Annotated in this window: 18 protein-coding genes, 1 tRNA gene and 1 pseudogene; 14 read left to right on the top strand and 6 right to left on the bottom strand. The window is 73.1% G+C overall.

Annotated features, from left to right (window positions below):
• The first annotated feature begins 20 nt into the window (after positions 1 to 20).
• The 3 genes and pseudogenes from MXD62_RS38530 to MXD62_RS38520 all read left to right on the top strand — a co-directional run bounded on the left by MXD62_RS38530 (position 21) and on the right by MXD62_RS38520 (position 1,510).
• Positions 21 to 902, top strand: coding sequence for a 1,4-dihydroxy-6-naphthoate synthase (locus MXD62_RS38530; RefSeq protein ID WP_248834223.1), 882 nt, complete (start codon positions 21 to 23; stop codon positions 900 to 902).
• Position 903: 1 nt separating this feature from the next.
• A pseudogene (locus MXD62_RS39020) lies at positions 904 to 1,110 on the top strand (zinc finger domain-containing protein); the annotation flags it as partial.
• Between the two features lie 49 nt (positions 1,111 to 1,159).
• Positions 1,160 to 1,510 carry a rhodanese-like domain-containing protein gene (locus tag MXD62_RS38520; protein ID WP_012157593.1) on the top strand — a complete coding sequence of 117 codons (351 nt, stop codon included), beginning with the start codon at positions 1,160 to 1,162 and terminating at the stop codon, positions 1,508 to 1,510.
• 50 nt (positions 1,511 to 1,560) lie between these two features.
• On the opposite strand, the gene purS is transcribed toward MXD62_RS38520, so the two are convergent.
• Entirely contained in the window at positions 1,561 to 1,824 is a 264-nt protein-coding gene (gene purS / locus MXD62_RS38515) for a phosphoribosylformylglycinamidine synthase subunit PurS (protein WP_012157592.1), read from the bottom strand.
• A 58-nt stretch (positions 1,825 to 1,882) separates the two neighbouring features.
• On the opposite strand from purS, the gene larE reads away from it, so the two are divergent.
• Complete coding sequence (larE, locus tag MXD62_RS38510) at positions 1,883 to 3,343, top strand: ATP-dependent sacrificial sulfur transferase LarE (RefSeq protein ID WP_308301396.1); 1,461 nt, start codon at positions 1,883 to 1,885, stop codon at positions 3,341 to 3,343.
• Positions 3,344 to 3,365: 22 nt separating this feature from the next.
• Here larE and MXD62_RS38505 read toward each other — a convergent pair whose 3' ends face one another.
• The gene (locus MXD62_RS38505) at positions 3,366 to 3,593 is read right to left on the bottom strand and encodes a hypothetical protein (RefSeq protein WP_248834222.1); all 228 of its coding nucleotides are present in this window, start codon (positions 3,591 to 3,593) and stop codon (positions 3,366 to 3,368) included.
• A 393-nt stretch (positions 3,594 to 3,986) separates the two neighbouring features.
• Here MXD62_RS38505 and MXD62_RS38500 point away from each other — a divergent pair, with 393 nt between their 5' ends.
• Complete coding sequence (locus MXD62_RS38500; RefSeq protein WP_012157590.1) at positions 3,987 to 4,385, top strand: cold-shock protein; 399 nt, start codon at positions 3,987 to 3,989, stop codon at positions 4,383 to 4,385.
• 16 nt (positions 4,386 to 4,401) lie between these two features.
• Here MXD62_RS38500 and MXD62_RS38495 read toward each other — a convergent pair whose 3' ends face one another.
• A complete protein-coding gene (locus tag MXD62_RS38495; protein WP_248834221.1) occupies positions 4,402 to 4,566 on the bottom strand; it encodes a hypothetical protein in 165 nt (54 codons plus the stop codon).
• Between the two features lie 344 nt (positions 4,567 to 4,910).
• Here MXD62_RS38495 and MXD62_RS38490 point away from each other — a divergent pair, with 344 nt between their 5' ends.
• Positions 4,911 to 6,920 (top strand): protein kinase, encoded by a 2,010-nt coding sequence (locus tag MXD62_RS38490; RefSeq protein WP_248834220.1) that lies wholly within the window; start codon positions 4,911 to 4,913, stop codon positions 6,918 to 6,920.
• A 90-nt stretch (positions 6,921 to 7,010) separates the two neighbouring features.
• Here MXD62_RS38490 and MXD62_RS38485 read toward each other — a convergent pair whose 3' ends face one another.
• The gene (locus MXD62_RS38485) at positions 7,011 to 7,814 is read right to left on the bottom strand and encodes a TetR/AcrR family transcriptional regulator (RefSeq protein ID WP_248834219.1); all 804 of its coding nucleotides are present in this window, start codon (positions 7,812 to 7,814) and stop codon (positions 7,011 to 7,013) included.
• Positions 7,815 to 8,117: 303 nt separating this feature from the next.
• On the opposite strand from MXD62_RS38485, the gene MXD62_RS38480 reads away from it, so the two are divergent.
• Positions 8,118 to 8,852, top strand: a complete 735-nt coding sequence (locus MXD62_RS38480; protein ID WP_248834252.1) for an HNH endonuclease family protein — start codon at positions 8,118 to 8,120, stop codon at positions 8,850 to 8,852.
• Positions 8,853 to 8,922: 70 nt separating this feature from the next.
• Here MXD62_RS38480 and MXD62_RS38475 read toward each other — a convergent pair whose 3' ends face one another.
• Both MXD62_RS38475 and MXD62_RS38470 read right to left on the bottom strand, forming a co-directional pair.
• Positions 8,923 to 9,255 (bottom strand): DUF6458 family protein, encoded by a 333-nt coding sequence (locus MXD62_RS38475; RefSeq protein ID WP_248834218.1) that lies wholly within the window; start codon positions 9,253 to 9,255, stop codon positions 8,923 to 8,925.
• 732 nt (positions 9,256 to 9,987) lie between these two features.
• Positions 9,988 to 10,070 (bottom strand) — tRNA-Leu (locus MXD62_RS38470).
• 160 nt (positions 10,071 to 10,230) lie between these two features.
• Between MXD62_RS38470 and MXD62_RS38465 the strand changes: the two genes are divergently transcribed.
• The 7 genes from MXD62_RS38465 to pknB are packed head-to-tail and all read left to right on the top strand — an operon-like array spanning position 10,231 to position 20,439.
• A complete protein-coding gene (locus tag MXD62_RS38465) occupies positions 10,231 to 11,817 on the top strand; it encodes a DUF3662 and FHA domain-containing protein (protein WP_248834217.1) in 1,587 nt (528 codons plus the stop codon).
• Between the two features lie 3 nt (positions 11,818 to 11,820).
• The gene (locus MXD62_RS38460) at positions 11,821 to 12,360 is read left to right on the top strand and encodes an FHA domain-containing protein (protein WP_248834216.1); all 540 of its coding nucleotides are present in this window, start codon (positions 11,821 to 11,823) and stop codon (positions 12,358 to 12,360) included.
• Entirely contained in the window at positions 12,357 to 13,760 is a 1,404-nt protein-coding gene (locus MXD62_RS38455; protein ID WP_248834215.1) for a PP2C family serine/threonine-protein phosphatase, read from the top strand. The genes MXD62_RS38460 and MXD62_RS38455 overlap by 4 nt, the downstream gene beginning before the upstream one ends.
• A gap of 13 nt (positions 13,761 to 13,773) precedes the next feature.
• Complete coding sequence (locus MXD62_RS38450) at positions 13,774 to 15,255, top strand: FtsW/RodA/SpoVE family cell cycle protein (protein WP_248834214.1); 1,482 nt, start codon at positions 13,774 to 13,776, stop codon at positions 15,253 to 15,255.
• Positions 15,252 to 16,700 carry a penicillin-binding protein 2 gene (locus MXD62_RS38445; RefSeq protein WP_112108763.1) on the top strand — a complete coding sequence of 483 codons (1,449 nt, stop codon included), beginning with the start codon at positions 15,252 to 15,254 and terminating at the stop codon, positions 16,698 to 16,700. The genes MXD62_RS38450 and MXD62_RS38445 overlap by 4 nt, the downstream gene beginning before the upstream one ends.
• A complete protein-coding gene (locus MXD62_RS38440) occupies positions 16,697 to 18,340 on the top strand; it encodes a serine/threonine-protein kinase (protein ID WP_248834213.1) in 1,644 nt (547 codons plus the stop codon). Before MXD62_RS38445 ends, MXD62_RS38440 begins: the two co-directional genes overlap by 4 nt.
• The gene (gene pknB, locus MXD62_RS38435; protein ID WP_248834212.1) at positions 18,337 to 20,439 is read left to right on the top strand and encodes a Stk1 family PASTA domain-containing Ser/Thr kinase; all 2,103 of its coding nucleotides are present in this window, start codon (positions 18,337 to 18,339) and stop codon (positions 20,437 to 20,439) included. Before MXD62_RS38440 ends, pknB begins: the two co-directional genes overlap by 4 nt.
• Positions 20,440 to 20,457 lie beyond the last annotated feature (18 nt).

The following is a 20,457-nucleotide window of genomic DNA, read 5'->3' as shown; positions in this document are numbered from 1 at the left end:
AACGGACCAGGAGGTCGCGCATGAGTACACCGCCGATCGGAAGCGAGGGCGGAGCGCCGGCGCCGGACCAGCTGACGCTCGCCATCTCACCGTGCCCGAACGACACCTTCGCCTTCCACGCACTCATCCACGGGCTGGTCCCGGGTGCCCCGGCGGTGTCGACGACCTTCGCCGACATCGACGTGCTGAACGCCCGCGCCGCCGACGGCCGGGACGACCTGGTCAAGGTCTCCTACGCGGCCCTGCCGTGGCTGCTCGACCGCTACTCGCTGCTCACCGCCGGCGGCGCGCTCGGCCGCGGGTGCGGACCGCTCGTCCTGACCGCCGGGCGGACGGATCTGCGTGGCGCCTCGGTCGCCATCCCGGGCACCCGCACCACCGCCTACCTGCTGTTCCGGCTGTGGGCCGAGCAGCTCGGCATCGGCTCGATCAACGTCGTGCCGTTCGACCGGATCATGCCCGCCGTCCGGGACGGCCAGTACGACGCCGGGCTGGTCATCCACGAGTCGCGGTTCACCTACCCGTCCTACGGACTGACCGCGGTGGCGGACCTCGGTGACTGGTGGGAGGGCCGGACGGGGCTCCCGATTCCGCTCGGCGCCATCGTGGCCCGCCGCGAGCTCGACACCGCCGCGCTGTCGGCCGCCGTGCGGGCCAGCGTGGCCGCGGCTTTCGCCGACCGGGCCGCCAGCGCGACCTTCGTGATCGAGCACGCGCAGGAGATGGCCCCCGAGGTCGCGAACGCCCACATCGAGCTCTACGTCAACGACTTCACTCTCGATCTGGGGGACGAGGGCTTCGCCGCCGCCCGGGAGCTGCTCGGGCGCGCCGCCGCCGCCGGCCTCGTCCCGGAGCTGCCCGCCACCGCCCTGACCGCCACCGCCCTGGCCACCGGCGCGTAGCCAGAGCCGCGCCGGGTCCGCCGGCGACCTCAAGGCGGAGAAGAAGCTCGGGCTGAACGTGCACGGCCAGGCCGGGCTACCCTGCCCGCGCTGCGGGGACACCGTCCGGGAGGTGTCGTTCGCCGATCGCTCGCTGCAGTACCGCCCCACCTGCCAGACCGGCGGGCGGGTTCTGGCCGACCGGCGGATGTCAAGGTTGCTCAAGTGAGCGCCACGCCGCATCCGCCCAGCCCCGCGGCGGGTGGCAGGATGGCGCTGTGAGTCCCCAGCAGATACCGACCGTGAACGTGACGGAGCTTCCCGTCCACCTACCCGCCGAGGGTGGCCCGCTGCTCGTCGACGTACGCGAGCCCGACGAGTGGGCCGCCGGTCACATCGACGGCGCGGTCCACATCCCGATGGGCGACTTCCTGGCCCGCATCAGCGAGGTCCCCCGGGAGCGGGAGATCGTCGTGGTGTGCCGCTCCGGCAGCCGGTCGGCCGCCGTCACCGCGCACCTGGCCCGTGAGGGCTGGCAGGCCCGCAACCTCGTGGACGGGATGATCGGCTGGCAGGCCGCCGGCCGCCCCATGATCAGCGAGACCCCGCTCGCCCCCACCGTGCTCTGACCGTGCTCTGACCGCCGCCGCCGCGGCTCACCGCGGCGGCGCGGTTCCGCCTAGTCGGCTTCCACCCGCGCTGGTTCCACCCGGACGACATAGTCCTCGATCACCGGGTTCGCCAGCAGCGTCGACGCGAGGTGCTCGATGCGCGCCAGCGCCTCGGCGTCGGCCTCGCCGTCCAGGTCCAGCTCGAAACGCTTGCCCTGGCGAACGCCGCTGATCCCGGCCACGCCGAGGCGCGGCAGCGCCGTGAGCACCGCCTGGCCCTGCGGGTCGAGGATCTCCGGCTTGAGCATCACATCCACCACAACCCTGGTCACACCCGCGGACCTTACCGGCTTTCGGCGGCCCGTCCGCCTGGCTGGTTAGGCTCGCCGGGTGTCCCCCTGGAGAACATCCACCCTGGTCGTCGGTTTCGACCTGGACATGACCCTGCTGGACGCCCGCCGCGGGATCGTCGCCACCTTCGCCGAGCTGGCCGCCGAGACCGGCGTCACGATCGACGGCGAGGCCGCCGTGCGCCGTCTCGGCCCCCCGCTCGAGGACGAGATCGCCCGCTGGTTCCCGGCGGACGAGGTGGCCCGGCGGGCCGCCCGCTATCGCGAGCTCTACGCGGTGCACGCGGTGCCCGTCTCCGTCGCGATGCCGCACGCCGCCGAGGCCGTCGAGGCGGTCCGCAGCGCCGGTGGGCGGGTCGTGGTCGTGACCGCGAAGAGCGAGCCGCTGGCCCGGGCCAGTCTGGAGCACATCGGAATCACAGCGGACCACGTCGCGGGCTGGCTGTTCGCCGAGACCAAGGGCGCGGCGATCGAGGAGCACGGCGTGGACGTCTTCGTCGGCGACCACGTCGGGGACGTCCACGGCGCGCGCGCGGGCGGGGCGGCCTCCGTCGCGGTGCCCACCGGCCCCTGCCCGCCGGACGACCTGACCGCGGCCGGGGCGGACGTCGTCCTGCCCGACCTGGCGGCCTTCCCGGCCTGGCTGGCGGACGAGGTGCTCCGCCGGCGCCTGGACACGCTCAGCGCACGGCTGGGTGAGCTTGGATCGGTGCTGGTCGCCTTCTCCGGCGGCGCGGACTCCGCCTTCCTGCTGGCCGCCGCCGCGCGGGAACTCGGCCCCGATGCCGTGGTCGCGGCCACGGCCGTGTCGGCGTCCCTGCCCGCGGCCGAACTCGACGCGGCCCGCCGCTTCGCCACCGGCCTCGGGGTGCGCCACCTGTTCCCGGCGACCGACGAGATGAGTCACGAGGGCTATCAGGCCAACGGCTCCGACCGTTGCTACTTCTGCAAGTCCGAGCTCGTCGACACACTCGCGCCGCTGGCCGTCGAGCTGGGCCTGGCGCACGTGGTCACCGGAACCAACGCCGACGACGCGCGTGCGGGGTTCCGGCCCGGCATCGGCGCGGCGGCCAGCCGGGGCGCGCGCACGCCGTTGCTGGACGCCGGTCTGACCAAGGCCCAGGTGCGCGCCGCGTCCCGGGCCTGGGGGCTGCCCACCTGGGACAAGCCGGCGGCGGCCTGCCTGGCGAGCCGGATCGCCTACGGGGTGCGGGTCAGCCCGGCCCGGCTCGCCCGGGTGGAGCGTGCCGAGACGGCGCTGCGGGTGGCCACGGCAACGGCCGGCCTGCACATCCGCGACCTGCGGGTGCGCGATCTCGGGGACGTCGCCCGGATCGAGGTGGATGCCGACCACGTGGCCGGGCTGGTGGCCCGTCCTGATCTGGTCTCGGTGGTCGTCGAGTCCGGTTTCGCCCGCGCGGAGGTCGATCCCCGGGGCTTCCGGTCCGGCTCGATGAACGAGCTCCTTCCCGCCCCCGGGCGCCAGACCGAGCCGGCCTGACACCCGGATCGGGATCAGCGCCTCAGAAGGTCGGGGCGCCCTCGCCCTGCTGCCGGGCGCCCCGCTCGACGTGCTCGCGGTAGGCGGCGGCCTCACTCGGCGTCGCCGAGAGGCCGTCGGCCTCCCGCATCGCCGCGGCGTCGGTGGTGCCTCCGTCGGCGTGCGCGTTCTCGTCGCGGCGACGGCTGTCCTCGGCCTCGGCGAAAGCGTCCGCGTCGCGGAAGTCGAGATCACGGTCGGGCTTCGACATGGAGCTCACTCCTCCGAACGATCGATTCTTTCTGGTTGCGCGTTGTGTGCTCCTGCTGGTGCGTCCGCTGGTGCGCGCCGTGTGCGCTTGTGTCCTGCAGCGCGACCGTTCCGCGTCACGCGCACGGCGGTCCTGCCCCGGATGCGTCTTCTGTAACGTCCTTGGGCACCGGAAGAACTCGCCTTACCGGACAGACGCTCCATATTCCGCAGTCAGCCACGAACTGTCCGGTGTCGGACGAACATCGGCGTGGTCATCCGGGGACGATGTCGGGCCCCGGCCACGCGGTGTCATCGTCCGCGAAGGGGCTACACATGAGGCGGGCGCCGGATAGCCTGGGAATCCGTCACCGCGTGTCAATCCGCCGATCCGCAACGCAGAACGAGGTCGCCCGTGCCCACCGGCAAAGTCAAGTGGTTCGACGTCGACAGGGGTTTCGGTTTCCTCAGCCGTGATGACGGCGACGCCGACGTCTTCGTCCACAAGGCCGCTCTGCCGTCCGGTGTGGATCGCCTCAAGCCCGGCGATCGGGTCGAGTTCGGCATTGCCGCCGGCCGGAAGGGCGATCAGGCGCTCTCGCTGCGCATTCTGAGTGCTCCTCCGTCCGTTGCCAAGGCCGCCGCGAACGCCTCACGGCGCAGCCCCGACGAGCTCCACAGCATGGTCGAAGACATGATCAAGGTCCTCGACGACGTCCAACGCGACCTGCGCCGCGGGCGCTACCCCGACCGCAGGGCGGCCCAGAAGGTGGCCAAGGTCGTCCACGCGGTCGCCAACGAGCTCGAGCGCTGACAGGCGCGACCCCCGGTCAGGCCCGGGGGTCGTCCGGCGGGGTGATCGCCACCCGGCGTCCACAGCCCGCGCAGACCGCGACCACGGCACCGGGCTCCTCGTCCGAGGGCACCAGGTGCGCCAACGGCACCGGGCCGCCGCACCAGGGGCAGGTCAGCCACGGCCCGGCGGCCTCGGTCATCAGCGGCGCTCCTATCCGGGCGGAACGGTCATCGGCGTCTGGGCGGAACGGTCGTCGGCGGTGCTCCCGTCGGGGGTGCGGTGCTCCCGTCCGGTGGGGTACCGGTCATCCGCGATGTTCCTGTGCGGGGGTGTCGCGATGCGGACTGGTCCGGGGTGCACCGCAGCGCCGCCCGCTCTGGTATCGACGACTCTGACACCGACGACACCGACCCGCCGGGCGTTCCGCGCCGTGGCCGGAGAATCCGGCCATAGCTTCGGCACGCGCGGAGCCGTCGCCGCGTTGGTGCAGACTGCGAACAGGCGTAGAGCCGCGACCCCGGGCACCGAAGGTGGAACATCATCGTGGATCACAACGGGGAACGCGTCGCTCCGGCGGCGCGCGGGCAGCCGGGTGGCATGGCGCCACCCGGTGAGGTCCTGCACCCGCACGAACCCCGGGCGATCGGCCCGTACCGCCTGCTGCGCCGCCTGGGCGCGGGCGGGATGGGCACGGTGTACCTCGCCGAGTCCGCCGGCCGCCGGGTCGCGGTGAAGGTCGTCCGGCCGGACCTGGCCGCCGACGAGGAATTCCGGCGGCGGTTCCGGCAGGAGGTCGACGCCGCCCGCCGGGTCGCGCCGTTCTGCACCGCCGAGGTGCTGGACGCCGACCCCGACGCCACCGCCCCCTACCTGGTGACCGAGTTCATCGACGGCGTCCGGCTCGACCACGCGGTGGAGAACGGCCCGATCAGCGGCTCCACGCTCACCGGGCTCGCCGTCGGCGTGGCCACCGCGCTGACCGCGATCCACGGCTCCGGTCTCGTCCACCGTGATCTCAAGCCGAGCAACGTGCTGCTGTCGATGTCCGGCCCCCGGGTGATCGACTTCGGCATCGCCCAGGCGCTCGAGGGTGCCAAGGCGAAACCCACCGCGTGGGGCTTCGGGTCCGCCGGCTGGATGGCGCCCGAGCAGGTGAACGGCCAGGCCATCGGCCCGGAGGCCGACGTGTTCACCTGGGGCATCCTGGTCGCCTACGCGGGCACCGGCCACCACCCGTTCGGCACCGGGACGGACCTGGAGCTCAGCACCCGCATCGTCGGCTCCCGCCCGGCCCTGGACGGCCTGCCGCACGACCTGAAGGCGCTGGTCGCAGCGGCCCTCGCCAAGAACCCCGACGCCCGCCCGAGCGCCCGGGACCTCCTGCTGAACCTGATCTCGCTGCCACCCACCCGGTCCGGCGACGGCCGGGACGACGGCACCGGGCAGCCGAGCGCCAGCGCCGTGGGCCAGGCCGAGGAACTGCTGAACCTCACCAGGGGAACGACCCTGCCCGGCCTCGCGCCGACCCGGGTCGCCCCGCAGACGTCCGCCAGCGAGCGGTCCGCGGCCGGCCACGGCGACGGCCTGGGCGGAACGGTCGGCCGCGGCGGCGCACCGGGTCACCGGGGCGGAGCGGGCCACGGCGCCGCTCCAGGCCAGGGCGGCGGAACGGGCCAGGGCGGCCGAGCAGGCCACGGCGGCGGCCCTCCAGGCCGGCACGGCGGCGGGGCTGGGCACGGTGGCGGGGTGGGGCCGCCCGGCGTCGCCGTGCCGGCGCCGGCGGGCGCACCGGCCTTCTCCGGGGCTCCCGGAGCGGCCCGCGGGCCGGCGCCCGGCGGCGGCCCCGCGGGATTCGGCCCCTCCGGCTTCCGCCCCGCGGGTGCCGGCCCGGGGGCACACCCACCCGCGCAGGGCCCGCACCAGCCCCCGCAGGGCCCGTACCCGCCCGTCCCCGCCGGTCCAGGAGCACCCGCCGGCGGCGGGGCGCCCGGCCCGCACCGGCCCCGTTCCGCCCGGCATCGCGTGCTCCTGTTCGGCGCCGCCGCGCTCGCGATCGTCCTGGCCGCCTGGCTGATCAGCTCGGTCGCGGGCGGTTCGGACGATCCGGGGGCATCCTCGTCGAACGGCGGCCGGGAGGCACCGTCCCAGCAGCCGGAGACCCCGCGCAGCGGGGGCGTGGGCACGGCGGTCCGCGACGACCAGCTCGAGTTCGTCGCGAACAAGATCAGTTGCGGCGAGGACCACGTCGGTGACGGGATCTTGGCCCGCCACCCCAGCGGGCAGTTCTGCCTGGTCGATATCAAAATCACCAACGTCGGCACGGTAGAGCGGACGCTGAACAGCTCCGACCAGTACCTGCGCACCCTGGACGGCGAACGCCACACGGCCGACTACTGGTCCCGCCTCTGGCTCCAGGACGGCGTGTGGGACACGATCGAACCCGGCGCCACCGTCACCGGCACGATCCCGTTCGACATACCCGTGGACGCGAAGCTCCAGGACGTGGAACTACACGAGCGGCCGGAAAGCCAGGGCGTCACCATCAAGCCCTGACACCCGGGCCGACGCCGTCGACCCGGGCCAACAGCCTCGACCCGGGCCAACGGGCAGCGACCCGGGCCAGCGGTGACAACCCCGGAGGCGTCAGACGAGCGGCCTGGCCGCCGCCGAGATCGCGAGCGCGTCGAACGGCATCGGCCCGACGTCGAGGACGGCGTTGCCGGAACAGGGCCGCAGGCCGTCAAGCAGGAGATCGAGATGGCGCCGCCAGACCTCGGGTGCGAAACCGTCGGTCAGGTCCAGCACGACCCGCATCGACCGGACCAGCACGATCAGGTCGGAGAGCACGACGTCCGGCCGCACCGCCCCGGCCTGCTGCGCCTGGGTGAACATCTCGCCGATCAGCGGGACCACATCGGCGAACAGCAGCTCGTTGGTCCGCCCGCTCCAAAGCCGGCTCGACAGGAAGGCCCACTGGCAGACCTCGGTCGTGATCGACCGGACGAAGAACGACCGCAGCGCCACCGTCGGTGGCTCGGTGGCCAACACGTCCTCGGCGATCGAGCGCAGATGATCGACTACCGTGCCGAGGATCGCCTCGATGAGCGCGTCCTTGTTCGGGAACCGCCGGTACAGCGTGCCCATCCCGACCCCGGCCCGCTTCGCGATCTCGTCGACGCCGACGTCCAGGCCCTGCTCGACGAACAGCTCACGGGCGGCGACGAGCACCCGCTCGCGGTTGCGCTCGGCGTCGCGGCGCAGCGGCCGCGGAGAGCCGGGCGGCCGGGAGACCGGCCTCGCCCGCGCCGGCCCGGGCGGCACCGGGATCGAGCTCAGGTGCCGGGCGGGCGCGGTCTCCGCACCGGCCCGGCGCGAGAACACCGGCTCGGCACGCGGCCGGCCCAGATCATGGTCAGTCGTCCCGCCACCGGTTGGCCCGCCGTACATGCCAGAACACTGTATGGGCATCGGCCCGCCCATCCGGCCCTTTCCCGGAGCCCAGCTGACGGGACCGGACACTGATCCGCATCGGCGCAGGCTACGGTGGCCGTCACGGACGCAAACGGCCGTAGACGGACGGAACCGGACGTGCGAAGCGGGCCGGCCACGCCGAGCAGATCGGGGACGACAGTGGGCGAGAGCACGGCCGGCGCGGGGCCCACGAGCGCCACTGGCGCCAGGCGCCGCCGCGGAACGGGCCGTGGCGGAGCCGGCCTCGGCGGGGCGGGCCTCGGCGCGGGACGCGGGCGACTGGTCCGCGCCGCCGGCGCCCTGTGCGCGGTCGCGATCATCCTGCTGGTCGGCGGGTGCGACGAGGTCCTCGACGCCACGGCGGGAGACCCGACCGCCGCGCCCGCACCCGGCGGCGGGGTGAGCGGCGCGGGCGCCCCGCCCGGCGCAGGCTCGGCCCTCCAGGTGCTCGGCACGCTGCCGATCCGCGCGGAGGACAACTCCCCGCCCTACAAACGCAATGAGTTCGGGACGGCCTGGAGCGATGTCGACCACAACGGCTGCGACACCCGCAACGACATCCTGCACCGCGACCTGCGCAGCATCACCACCCGCAGCAACGACGACTGCATCGTCCTGACCGGCGAGCTGCGCGACCCGTACACCACCCGAATCATCCGGTTCGACCGCGGGCGCAACTCGTCGGCCGTGCAGATCGACCACGTGATCCCGCTGGCCGACGCCTGGCGCACCGGCGCACTGGAATGGACCGCGAAGGAACGCCTCGGCTTCGCGAACGACCCGGAGAACCTGCTGGCCGTCGACGGCCCGACCAACCAGCAGAAAAGCGACCAGGACGCCTCCGAATGGCTCCCGCCGAGCCCCGGAATCCGCTGCGCCTACATCGCGCGCCAGGTCGGATTGAAATCCCGCTACGGCCTCTGGGTCGAACAGGCCGAGGCGGACGCCATGCGGCAGGTGCTGCAATCCTGCCCGCAGCAGCCACCGCTCGGAATGGCCGCGGCCTCCGGCTGAACACCGAACACCCGTCCGGCCGGCGACCCGCCACTGCGCGGGCCACCGGCCGGACGGCGAACGACTCCGGTCAACGCACCGGCGGGTACCCTGCGCGCCCGTCCACGTCATAGTCGGCCGGGACGTCCACCTGCCGGGTGGTGCGGCGGTGCACCCGCAGGGCCTGGGCCGGGGGCTCCTCGTACGCCCCGGCCTCGGGGTAGACGTCCACATTCGACCGCGTCACGAGGGCGCGCCGCCGCCGGGGCGCGAACACCGCGAGCTCCAGGACGAGCCCGACAGCCCCGGCCAGCATGAGGATGATCCCGACGACCGCGATGTCGAGCCCGGAGATCGTCACGTCGACCGCGAACGTGAGGATCGCGCCGAGCGCCATCAGAAATACTCCGGCACCGATTCCCATTGCGTTGCTCCCTCCGAGGGCCTGTCCGGCGGAGGACGCTGACGAGGTGACCTCCGACCTTCGTGATCGGGGTCGGAGTACCCGGTGCGCCGACCGGTACTCATCCCGATGTGGGAGACATTCCGGACCACCATCGGTCCCCCCCATGGCCGCCCGCCCTGACCACGGTTTTGACCCTGGCTTGCGCTGGTTAAGGGACCGAATCCCGCTTAGCGCGATCTCGGGGGTTTGCTTCGCCTAAAACCGGGCATCGGGGCGTCAGCCACCTCTCCGGGGTGAAGCGCGCCACTGAGCCGGGCCGTCAACTTGAGTCGCTGCTCGCAGCCCCAGCCATTCCGCACGCCGCAGAGGCGGCAACGGGATCAGCGGTGCCCGGCTTCACGCCCGCCACCCGTGGCCGGCCGGCTGGCCGCGTCGGCCTCTGTCCCGAGCCCCGGCTCGAGCTGGCAGGCCGGGATGCCAAGCATGTTTCCAGACCAGCGGGGAGAGGCTGAAACAACACGCTCCGGAGCAAGACCCACGCCCCCGAGATCGAGCGAAGCGAGACCGAGCCCCCCGGCCAGCCCCCAACCGAAAAACCAGCCTTTGGGCCCCACGCACAAGAAGCCGAAGCGTTCGGGACCACCACACCCCAGCCCTCTGGGGGGGTTTCGGGGGTCACCCCCCCGGAAAGCGTCGCGGCCCGCCGCGCAGCCAACCCGAAGGGGCTGGCAAGCACGACGGGCCGGCTCGTGGGCGAGGGGGGAGTTGAACCCCCACGTCCGTTAGGACACACGGACCTGAACCGTGCGCGTCTGCCATTCCGCCACTCGCCCGAGTGGGACTATCTCCTTGCCGTGGGACACGCTATCACGCCGGAGACGGTAGCTTGCGCCGCCCCCCGGCCGGCCGCGGGGGCATGTCAAGCTGCCGAGCCGAGGGTTGGACCGGCCTGGGGGCATACGATCTCACAGACCGGGAGAAGGGAGGTCGGGCATGGGCGTGCTGCAGCGCTTCGAACGGCGCCTTGGCGGCCTCGTCGAGGGTGCGTTCGCGAAGGTCTTCAAAGGCGGGGTCGAACCCGTCGAGATCGCCAGCGCCCTGGCTCGCGAGACCGACGACCGGCGTGCGAACAGCTCGAACCGTGTCCTCGTCCCGAACGAGTTCGCCGTCGAGCTGGCTGGTGGCGACTTCACCCGGCTGGCCCCCTACACCCGGGCGCTCTGTGACGAGCTGGCGGAGATGGTCCGTGAGCATGCCGCGGAGCAGCGCTACACCTTCGTCGGCCCGGTGACTGTCCGACTGGCGGAGGCCGCCGATCTCGACATCGGCGTCTTCCGGATCCGCAGCAGTGTGGCCTCCGCGGATCCCGCGGTGGTCGGTGGCCGCCGGCCGCGGCCGGCGGTGCCGGGTACCCCGCATCTACTGATCACGACACGCGCGCCGGGCGGGTCGGGCAGCGGCGAGCGGGAGTACCCGCTGGACGCGGAGACCACGGTGATCGGGCGCAGCGTCGAGTGCGACATCCGGCTGAACGACACGGGTGTCTCGAGGCGGCACGGCGAGATCCGCCGCCTGCCTGACGGGCAGTTCCTGTACGTGGATGCCGGCTCCACGAACGGCAGCCTGGTCAACGGGCGCGCGGCGACGCAGGTGAAGCTTGTCAACGGCGACCGGATCGAGCTGGGGACCGCGGTCGTGGAGTTCCGGCGTGAGGAGGCCCGCGGCGCAACCGGCCCACGTGGGCCGCGTACGCCGGTCCCGGCGCGCTCGTCACCGCCGCCAGGCCGCCCGACCCCGCCTCCGGCGGATCACCGCACGCCGCCGCCGTTCGACCCGCGCCAGCCGACTCCGTCGACCCGCCGGGGTACTCCGGCTCCGGACGACCGCTATGCCCGCCCGGAGCCGGGTGGTCCGGGCGGCCGCGAGCCCGGTTACCGCGACCGCCCCGGCCGGGATCCGCGCGATGGCGACTACCGCGAGGGGCCGTCTCCGCGTTTCCGGGACGAGCCGCCCGCCCGGCCGCCGGCCGGGCCCCGGCCGGACGCGTACCGCGAGGGGCCGTCGCCCCGCTTCCGCGACGATCCGGGCGCGCCGCCCGACGGTTACCGCGAGGGGCCGTCCGCGCGTTTCCGGGACGACCCGCCCGCCCGGCCGCCGGCCGGGCCCCGGCCGGACGGCTACCGCGAGGGGCCCTCGCCCCGCTTCCGCGACGACGGGGCTCCCGCCCGGGGCCGCCCCGGGCCGACGCCGCCGCCGAACGCGCGCCAGGGCGGGGAGCGGGGTGACGGCGGCCGGCGGGCCCCCGGGCCGGGCCGGGGGCCCGAGTACGGGCGGGCCGGCAGGCCCGATCCGGGCCGCGGTCACCGCGGGGAGCCACCGCGTGCTGGCGCGCGCGGCGCGGGCGGTCCCGCCGACGAGATGTACCGCTCGTCCACCGATCCACGCCAGCGCCCGCCCGCTCGCGCCGACGACGGCCTCGAGGCGCTGGAGCCTCTCGACGGCTTCGACGACGCCGAGACCCGCCTGCCCAGCCGGGCGGCGAACCATCCCGGCGACGACCGCCGCCGCAGGGGCTGGTAGCCGATGGATCCGACCGCGCCGAGCGAGCTCGTCCTCCTGCTGGTGAAGATCGGCTTCCTGGCACTGCTCTGGGGGTTCGTCCTGGTCGCCGTCCGAGCTGTCCGCCTGGACATGTTCGGGCCGACCAAGCGCCAGCAGCGACGCCAGCCAGTAGTCGCGAGGGCACCGTCCCCCACCCCCGGGGGGCGTCCCGAACGTGTCAGAACGCCACGCCAGAGCCCACGCCCAGCCCCCGCGCCACCCACCAACCCGGCTCCGAGCCGGCTCGTGGTCACAAAAGGGTATCTTGCCGGCACAACAATCCCACTAGGTCCCGAGGCAATCACCATCGGACGGGCACCGGACTCGACTCTGGTCCTCGAGGATGACTTCGCGTCAGGACGGCATGCGAGACTCGTTCCTCACGACGGACAGTGGTTCGTCGAGGACCTCGGCTCGACCAATGGCACATTCCTCAACCGCACGAAGGTGACGAGTCCCATGCCGGTACCTCTCGGCGCGCCGGTCAGGATCGGGAAGACGGTCCTGGAGCTTCACCGGTGAGCCTCAGGCTTCACTTCGCCGTCCGCTCGGATGTCGGGCACGTCCGAGAAGGGAACGAGGACTCCGCCTACGCGGGAGCCCGCCTGCTCGCCGTGGCCGACGGCATGGGCGGCCATGCCGCCGGGGAGGTCGCGAGCTCGACCGTCATCTCCCGGCTGGCCGAACTCGACGAGCACCTCGACGCGACAGACCTGCTCGAGGAGCTGTCCGACGCCGTCCGGGACGCCAACCGTCGCCTGCGCGACATGGCGATGGAGAACAGCTCCCTGGACGGGATGGGCACCACGGTGACCGCGATGCTGTCCTCCGGGGAGCATCTCGGTCTGCTGCACGTGGGCGACTCCCGCGCGTACCTGTTGCGCGACGGCGTGCTGACGCAGATCACCCATGACCACACCCTCGTCCAGGACCTGGTCGACCAGGGTCGGATCACCCCGGAGCAGGCGAACACCCATCCGCAGCGGTCGCTGCTGATGCGGGCGCTCGACGGCCGCGAGGTCGAGCCGGACGTCTCGATGCGCCAGGCCGTCGACGGGGACCGCTACCTCCTGTGCACCGACGGCCTGTCCGGGGTGGTCAGCGAGGAGACGATCCTGGAGGCGCTGCTGCTTCCGGCGCCGCAGGATGTGGTGGACCGCCTGGTCGAGCTCGCCCTCAAGGGCGGCGGCCCGGACAACATCACGGTGGTGGTCGCGGACGTCATCGACGACGACCTCGACGACGACGCCCCGCTCGTGGCGGGCGCGGCCGCGGAGAAGCGCGTGGTCCCCGGGGCGGCGGCGGCCCGCACCGGACCCAACCCGCGCAACACCGACTCCGAGTCGGCGGCGGCGAAGGCGGCCCGCATCGGTCGGCCGGGCTTCCACCGCCGGGGCTCCGGCGACCGCCACGACGATCCCGACGACGACCCCGAACGAGGCACGGCCCACGGCGGCCGGCGCCGCCTGTTCATGTCGACGGTCGTGCTCGTCCTGGTGGTCGCCGGCGCGGCAGCCGGCTGGACGTACGTGCGCGGCCAGTACTACGTGGGCGTCGACGACGACCACGTGGCGGTCTTCCAGGGACTGAAGGGGAGCATCGCGGGCATCTCGCTCTCGACGGTGCGTTCCCGCCACCAGCTCCTGTCCGAGGTCAACGGGCCCTTCCAGGAGACCGTGCGCGACGGCATCGAGGCCGACGACCTCGCCGACGCCCAGCGCATCGCGGCCGACCTGCCCACGGCGGCCTCGGCCGCGTCGTCCGACGACACCGAGTCGACCACGCCCCCCACCCGGGAGCCGGACGCGAAGACGTCCAGGTCGGATCCGATCCCGAGCGTCGACCCCACGTGCCTGGGCGCGGTCAACGGCGCCGCGCCGCCGCCGGGCTGCCCCGGGGTGGGCGTGACGCCGTCCCCGTGAGCTCGGACGCGCGATGACCCTCCCCCCGCTACGCCGGCCGCGGTCGGCGGACCTGACGGCGACGTTCGCCGGGTTCCCGTTGCCGAGCGGGCTCGAGCTGCCGCCGTACCGCCGTCGGGAGCTGTTCCTGCTCGGCTACGCCGGCGTCCTGGCGACGGGCGCGCTGGCGGCGCTGATGCTGGCCCACGACGGGACGATCGGCTTCCAGGTCTTCACCTACGGTCTCGGCTTCTTCTCGCTGTGGGCGCTGGGGCACCTGGCCGTCCGCCGGTTCGCGCCGGCGGCCGACCCGGTGCTGCTCCCGGTGGTGGCAGCGCTCAACGGGATCGGCCTGGTCATGATCTACCGGCTGGACCTGGCGAAGGCCGACAGCGCCCGGCGCGCCGGCAACCCGATCCCGACCGGCGCCGCGCAGACCCAGCTCGTCTGGACCCTGCTGGCGATCGTCGTGTTCGTAATGGTTCTGGCGGTCGTGCGTGATCATCGGGCGCTGTCCCGCTACGCCTACACGCTGGGCCTGGCAGGCCTGGTCTTCCTGGTCCTGCCGATCGCGCCCGGCATCGGGGCCACCATCAACGGGGCCCGGCTGTGGCTGCAGGTCGGGCCGTTCTCGTTCCAGCCCAGCGAGGTCTCGAAGATCGCCCTGATGATCTTCTTCGCCGCCTACCTGGAGAACAAGCGGGACGTCCTCTCCCTGGCGTCGCGGTCCTTCCTCGGCATGAAGGTCCCGCGGGCACGTGACCTCGGGCCGGTGCTCGTGGCGTGGCTGGCCAGCCTGGGCGTCCTGGTGGTGCAGAAGGACCTCGGCTCGTCCCTGCTGTTCTTCGGGATGTTCCTGGTCATCCTGTACGTGGCGACCCAGCGCGCGTCGTGGGTCGCGATCGGCCTGTGCCTGTTCATGCTCGGCGCGGTGGTGGCGCACAGCCTGTTCGGCCACGTCCAGGTCCGCGTCGACGGCTGGCTGCACGCCTTCGACGGCAACAACCCGTCGAACACGTCGTATCAGCTCGTTCAGGGCCTCTACGGATTCGCCGCCGGAGGCCTGACCGGCACGGGGATCGGCCAGGGCAGCCCGCAGCGGGTCCCCTTCGCCAACACCGACTTCGTCATGGCCAGCCTGGGCGAGGAGTTCGGGCTGACCGGCGTGATGGCGATCCTGCTGCTGTACGCGCTCGTGGCGGCCCGCGGCATCCGGGCGGCGCTCGGCGCCAAGGACCCGTTCGGCAAGCTGCTGGCGACCGGCCTCTCCGCGACCGTCGCGCTGCAGGTGTTCGTGCAGGTCGGAGGCGTCATGCGGCTCATCCCGCTGACCGGCCTGACGCTTCCGTTCGTCTCCTACGGCGGTTCGTCCATCGTCGCGAACGCCGCCATCATCGCGCTGCTGCTGCGGATCAGCGACGCCGCGCGGCGCCTGGAGGAGCCCGTCCCGGACGCCCCGCTGTTCGACCCGAACGCCGTGGCGGAGAGTCCCACCCAGGTGGTGAAGACCACGTGAACACCCCGGTTCGCAAGGTCGCCCTCGCCTGCATGGTGCTGTTCGCCGCGCTGCTGGTGAACGCCAACTGGATCCAGGTGGGCCAGGTGGACCGGCTCAAGACCGAGCCGACGAACGCCCGCCAGATCACCGAGCGCCTCGAGCGCCAGCGCGGCGGGATCATCGCCGGCGAGACCGTGCTGGCCACGTCCGTCCCGGTCGACGACGAGTACAAGTTCCAGCGGCAGTACCCGAACGGGCAGCTCTATGCCAACCTGACCGGCTACTACACGCTGTTCACGGCCTCGGGCCTCGAGCGCTCCGAGGACGTCTTCCTCTCCGGCGACGACGACCGGCTGCTGGCGAGCCGGGTCACCGACCTGTTCACCGGGGAGGAGCGGCGCGGCGGCACGGTCGTGACGACCATCGACCCGCACGTCCAGCAGGCGGCCATGGACGCGCTCGACGGGCGCCGGGGCGCCGTCGTCGCGCTCGACCCGTCCACCGGGGCGATCCTGGCGATGGTGACGACCCCGTCGTTCGACCCGAACACGCTCGCGACCCATGACGAGTCGGCGGCGACCGACGCCTACCAGCAGCTGTCCACCAACAGCGACCAGCCGCTACTCAACCGCGCCGCGCAGCAGACCTATCCGCCCGGCTCGACCTTCAAGCTGATCACCGCCGCGGCGGCGCTCGCGCACGGCACCGAGCCGGAGACCCGGGTCGCCGCACCGGATGAGCTCACCCTCCCGCAGAGCACCACAGTGCTACCCAACTTCGGGGGGGAACGCTGTGGGGACGGCCGGACCGATACCCTGACCCACGCATTGACCATCTCCTGCAACACAGCGTTCGCCCAGCTCGGGATCGATCTGGGCGACGACGTCCTCCGTGCCCAGGCGGAGGCGTTCGGTTTCAACTCGACGATCGAGGACTTCCCGCTCCAGCAGGCCCGCAGCGTCTTCCCGTCCGACCTCGACGGCGCGCAGACCGCGCAGTCGGCGATCGGCCAGTTCGACGTTCGGGTCACCCCGTTGCAGATGGCGGAGGTGGTGGCGGCGATCGGCAACGGGGGTGTCCGGATGAAGCCCTATCTCGTCTCCGAACTGCGCGGGCCGGATCTCAAGCGGCTCGACCACACCGAACCGACCGAACTGAACAAGCCCGTCTCACCCGAGGTCGCCGCCAAGCTCACGACGATGATGGAAAGTGTCGTGACGTCGGGCAGCGGCCGCAGGGCCCAGATCGACGGAGTGGACGTCGCCGGCAAGACGGGCACCGCCGAGCACGGCACCGGCGAGCCACCGCACACCTGGTTCGTCGGCTTCGCTCCCGCCAGTGCCCCGAAGGTCGCGGTGGCGGTGATCGTCGAGGATGGCGGCGGCGAGTTCGCCACCGGCGGCGCCGTCGCAGCACCCGTTGCCAAGGAAGTCATGCAGGCCGCATTGGACACGCAACGATGAGCACATCCGCCAACAGCCCGTCGCCGTCGCAGCCGTTCGCCGGCGCCGCCTCCCCCAACACCGTGCTCGACAACCGCTACCGCCTGGACGGCCGCATCGCGACCGGTGGGATGGGCGAGGTCTGGCGTGGCCTCGACCAGACGCTCGGCCGTCCCGTCGCGGTGAAGCTGCTGCGCCCCGAGTACGCCAGTGACGAGTCCTTCCTGGTGCGCTTCCGGGGCGAGGCCCGGCACGCGGCGCGGCTGTCCCACCCCGGTGTGGCCTCCGTGTACGACTACGGCGAGGTCTCCACCGCCGACGACTACCCGACCGCCTACCTGGTGATGGAGCTGGTGGAGGGCGAGCCGCTCTCCGCGCTGCTGCACCGGGAGAAGCGGCTGAGCCCCGACCGGATGCTCGACATTCTCGGCCAGTCCGCCGACGCGCTGCAGGCGGCGCACGCCCTTGGCGTCGTCCACCGCGACGTCAAGCCCGGCAACCTGCTGCTCCGGACGGACGGAGCGGTGAAGGTGACCGACTTCGGCATCGCGCGCGCGGTCGACGCGGCCCCGCTGACCGCGACCGGGATCATGATGGGGACGGCGTACTACGTCTCCCCGGAGCAGGCGTCCGGGCGCCCGGTGACCCCCGCGAGCGACGTGTACTCGCTCGGCGTGGTCGCCTACGAGTGCCTGGCCGGGCGGCGGCCGTTCGACGACCGCAACCCCATCGTCGTCGTCATGGCCCACCAGCAGGACACGCCGCCGCCGCTTCCGTCGGACATCCCGTACCAGGTCAGGGCCCTGGTCGAGTCGGCGATGTCGAAGGACGCCTCACGCCGGCCGAGCTCGGCGGGCGCGTTCGCCCGCTCGGCGGCCAGCATCCGGCGCAGCCTGTGGAACTCCGACGCCGGGCGGTGGAGCGGCACCCCGGGTGCCGCGGACGCCACCGCGCGCCATCCGGCGCCACCCGCGCCGCCGCACCTGGGGCCGGTGCCCCCGCGGGCGCCGACCGCCCCGCGCACGCCGTCGTGGAACCGCTCCGGCGGCGCGTCCTGGACCCAGCAGCCGCCGCCGGTGGACCCGACCGCCGCGGCACCCGGCATGCCGGCCACCGCCCTGCAGCCCTCCCCGGGGCAGGGCGGCTCCGGGCCGGGCGCCGGGCGCGGCGGCGGCGCGGGACGGCTCTACGGGCCGAGCGACTACTCGTCCGACTACCGCAATCCCCCCGACTACCGCAACGACTATCCACCCGGCGGCGAGCACGGCCCGGGGTGGCACGGCGGCCGGGACGACGGCGGGCACCGGGACGGCGGGGCCGGCGATCCGGCCAACACGCTGTACCAGCCGTCGCCGTCCTGGTCGGGCCCGCCGGGCGACGGGCCGGGTGGCCGGGTCGCACATCGCCGGCCGGCTGCCGCGGCCCAGCGCCGGCGGCTCCCGCTGCCGGTACTCATCGCGCTGCTGATCCTCACCGTGTTGGTGGTAGCAGTGATCACTCGCACCGTCGCCGAGGCGGGCGGCTCCAAGGACGGGGCAGCCGCCACGTCGAATGTGCTATATCTCACACCCGCGGAGGGTGAGATCGTCGGCTCGGCCGGCGAGGCGGCTGGCACGGTGGTGGCCGGCGCTGCAGAGCCGACGACGGGTGACAACCTGTGACGGATGTAACTGACAGGTACGAAGCTCAGCCGAGACTGGTCGGTGAGCGCTACGAGCTCGGTGGCTGCATCGGCTACGGCGGCATGGCCGAGGTCTACCGGGGCCGCGACATCCGGCTGGGCCGCGAGGTCGCGGTCAAGACGCTGCGCGCCGACCTCGCCCGCGACCCGACCTTCCTGGCCCGGTTCCGCCGGGAGGCTCAGTCCTCGGCCTCGCTGAACCATCCCGCGATCGTCTCGGTGTACGACACCGGCGAGGACGTCATCAACGGGACCCAGCTCCCGTACATCGTCATGGAGTTCATCGAGGGCCAGACCCTGCGGGACGTCCTGCAGGCGCAGGGCGCCCTCGACGAGCGGCACGCCATGCAGGTCACCGCGGAGGTCTGCGCGGCGCTGGACTACAGCCACCGGATGGGCATCATCCACCGCGACATCAAGCCCGCGAACGTGATGCTGGCCTCCGACGGCTCGGCCAAGGTGATGGACTTCGGCATCGCCCGCGCCACCACCGCCACGACGTCGAACATGACCGCGACGTCCGCCGTGATCGGCACGGCGCAGTATCTCTCCCCCGAGCAGGCCCGCGGCGCCCGGGTGGACACCCGCAGCGACGTCTACTCCACCGGCGTGCTGCTCTACGAGCTGCTCACCGGCGAGCCGCCGTTCCGCGGCGACAACCCGGTCGCCGTCGCCTACCAGCACGTGCGGGAGATCCCGCCGCCGCCGTCGAGCCACGACTCCCGGATCTCCCCCGAGGCCGACGCGGTCGTCCTGAAGGCGATGGAGAAGGACCCCGACGACCGGTACGCCACCGCCGGCGAGATGCGCGACGACCTCGAGCGCGCGCTGAGCGGGCACCGCGTCCACGCCATGATGATGGGCGCGGGCGACGAGACGATGCTCGGCGGTGCGGGAGCGGGCACGGCCGGCACCGCGCTGCTCGGCAACTCCCGCGGCGGCTACGACGACCGCTACGAGGGCCGCACCGGCTACCAGGGCCGCTACGACGACGGCTACGACGAGCCGGACGGGTACGACGAGGGCTACGGCGAGCAGACCCGCCTCGGTGGGCAGTCCTACGACCGTTTCGACCAGACCGGGCCGGTCGACCGCTACGGCAACGCCGGCCCCCCCGGTCACCGCGCCGGCTCCGGCGCCGACGAGGACCGCGCGGGCTCGTCCACCTTGAAGTTCGTCCTCGCCGGGCTCGGCGCGGTCGTCGTCTTCGTGGTGGTCGCGCTGCTCGCCTCCTCCCTGCTCGGCGGCGGTGGCGACGGTGGCGACACCGCCGCGGCCGAGATCACCATCCCGTCCGGGCTGAAGGGCCAGCCCTACGACGCCGTCGTGGGCCGGTTGCAGAGCTCGGGCTTCACCGGGCACTTCGACAAGCAGACCCGGGAGAGCACGGAGGTCGCCCCGGACGCGGTGCTGGAGATCTCCCCGGGTGAGGGCCAGACCATCGCGGCGGACGGCACGATCTCCATCACGGTGGCGAGCGCACCGGGCCAGCAGGTCGTTCCGAACAACATCGTCGGGATGAGTCAGCAGGCGGCGACGGACGCGCTGACCGGCCTCGGGCTACAGGTGTCGGCGATGCCGTACTACGAGGCGGCGAGCCAGGGCGTGGGCAAGGTCGAGAAGGCCGACCCCGAGGCCGGGTCCCCGGTCGACGCCGGCGGCACGGTCACGATCTGGGTGGTCAGTTCGACGGTCAACGTGCCCAACGTGACGGGCAAGGCCGCGGCGGCGGCCATCTCCGAGCTGCAGCGGTACGGCCTCACCCCCGTCCAGGAGACCGGTGTCAACAACTCTCAACAGCCGGGCACCGTCTTCGACCAGAGCCCGTCCGGCGGCGCCGTCAACCGCGGCTCGCAGGTGAAGATCTTCATCGCGGCGGAGAACCAGCAGCCGACCACCCCGCCGGCGACCGCCACCACGGCGCCGCCGACCGATACTCCACCGGTCATCATCGATCCGACGACCCCACCGGCGACGACCCCGCCAGCGACCACCACGCCGCCGACCGGCGGCGGGACGCCGACGAACGGCCAGCAGCCCGGTGCCGCCGGGCCCCTGCGGGGAGCACTGAACCGATAGCGCTCCTCTGAGTAACGG

This window comes from Frankia sp. Mgl5 (assembly GCF_023242985.1).
GTDB classification, from domain to species: Bacteria; Actinomycetota; Actinomycetes; order Frankiales; family Frankiaceae; genus Parafrankia; species Parafrankia soli.
This window is presented reverse-complemented; position numbering and strand designations above follow the sequence as displayed.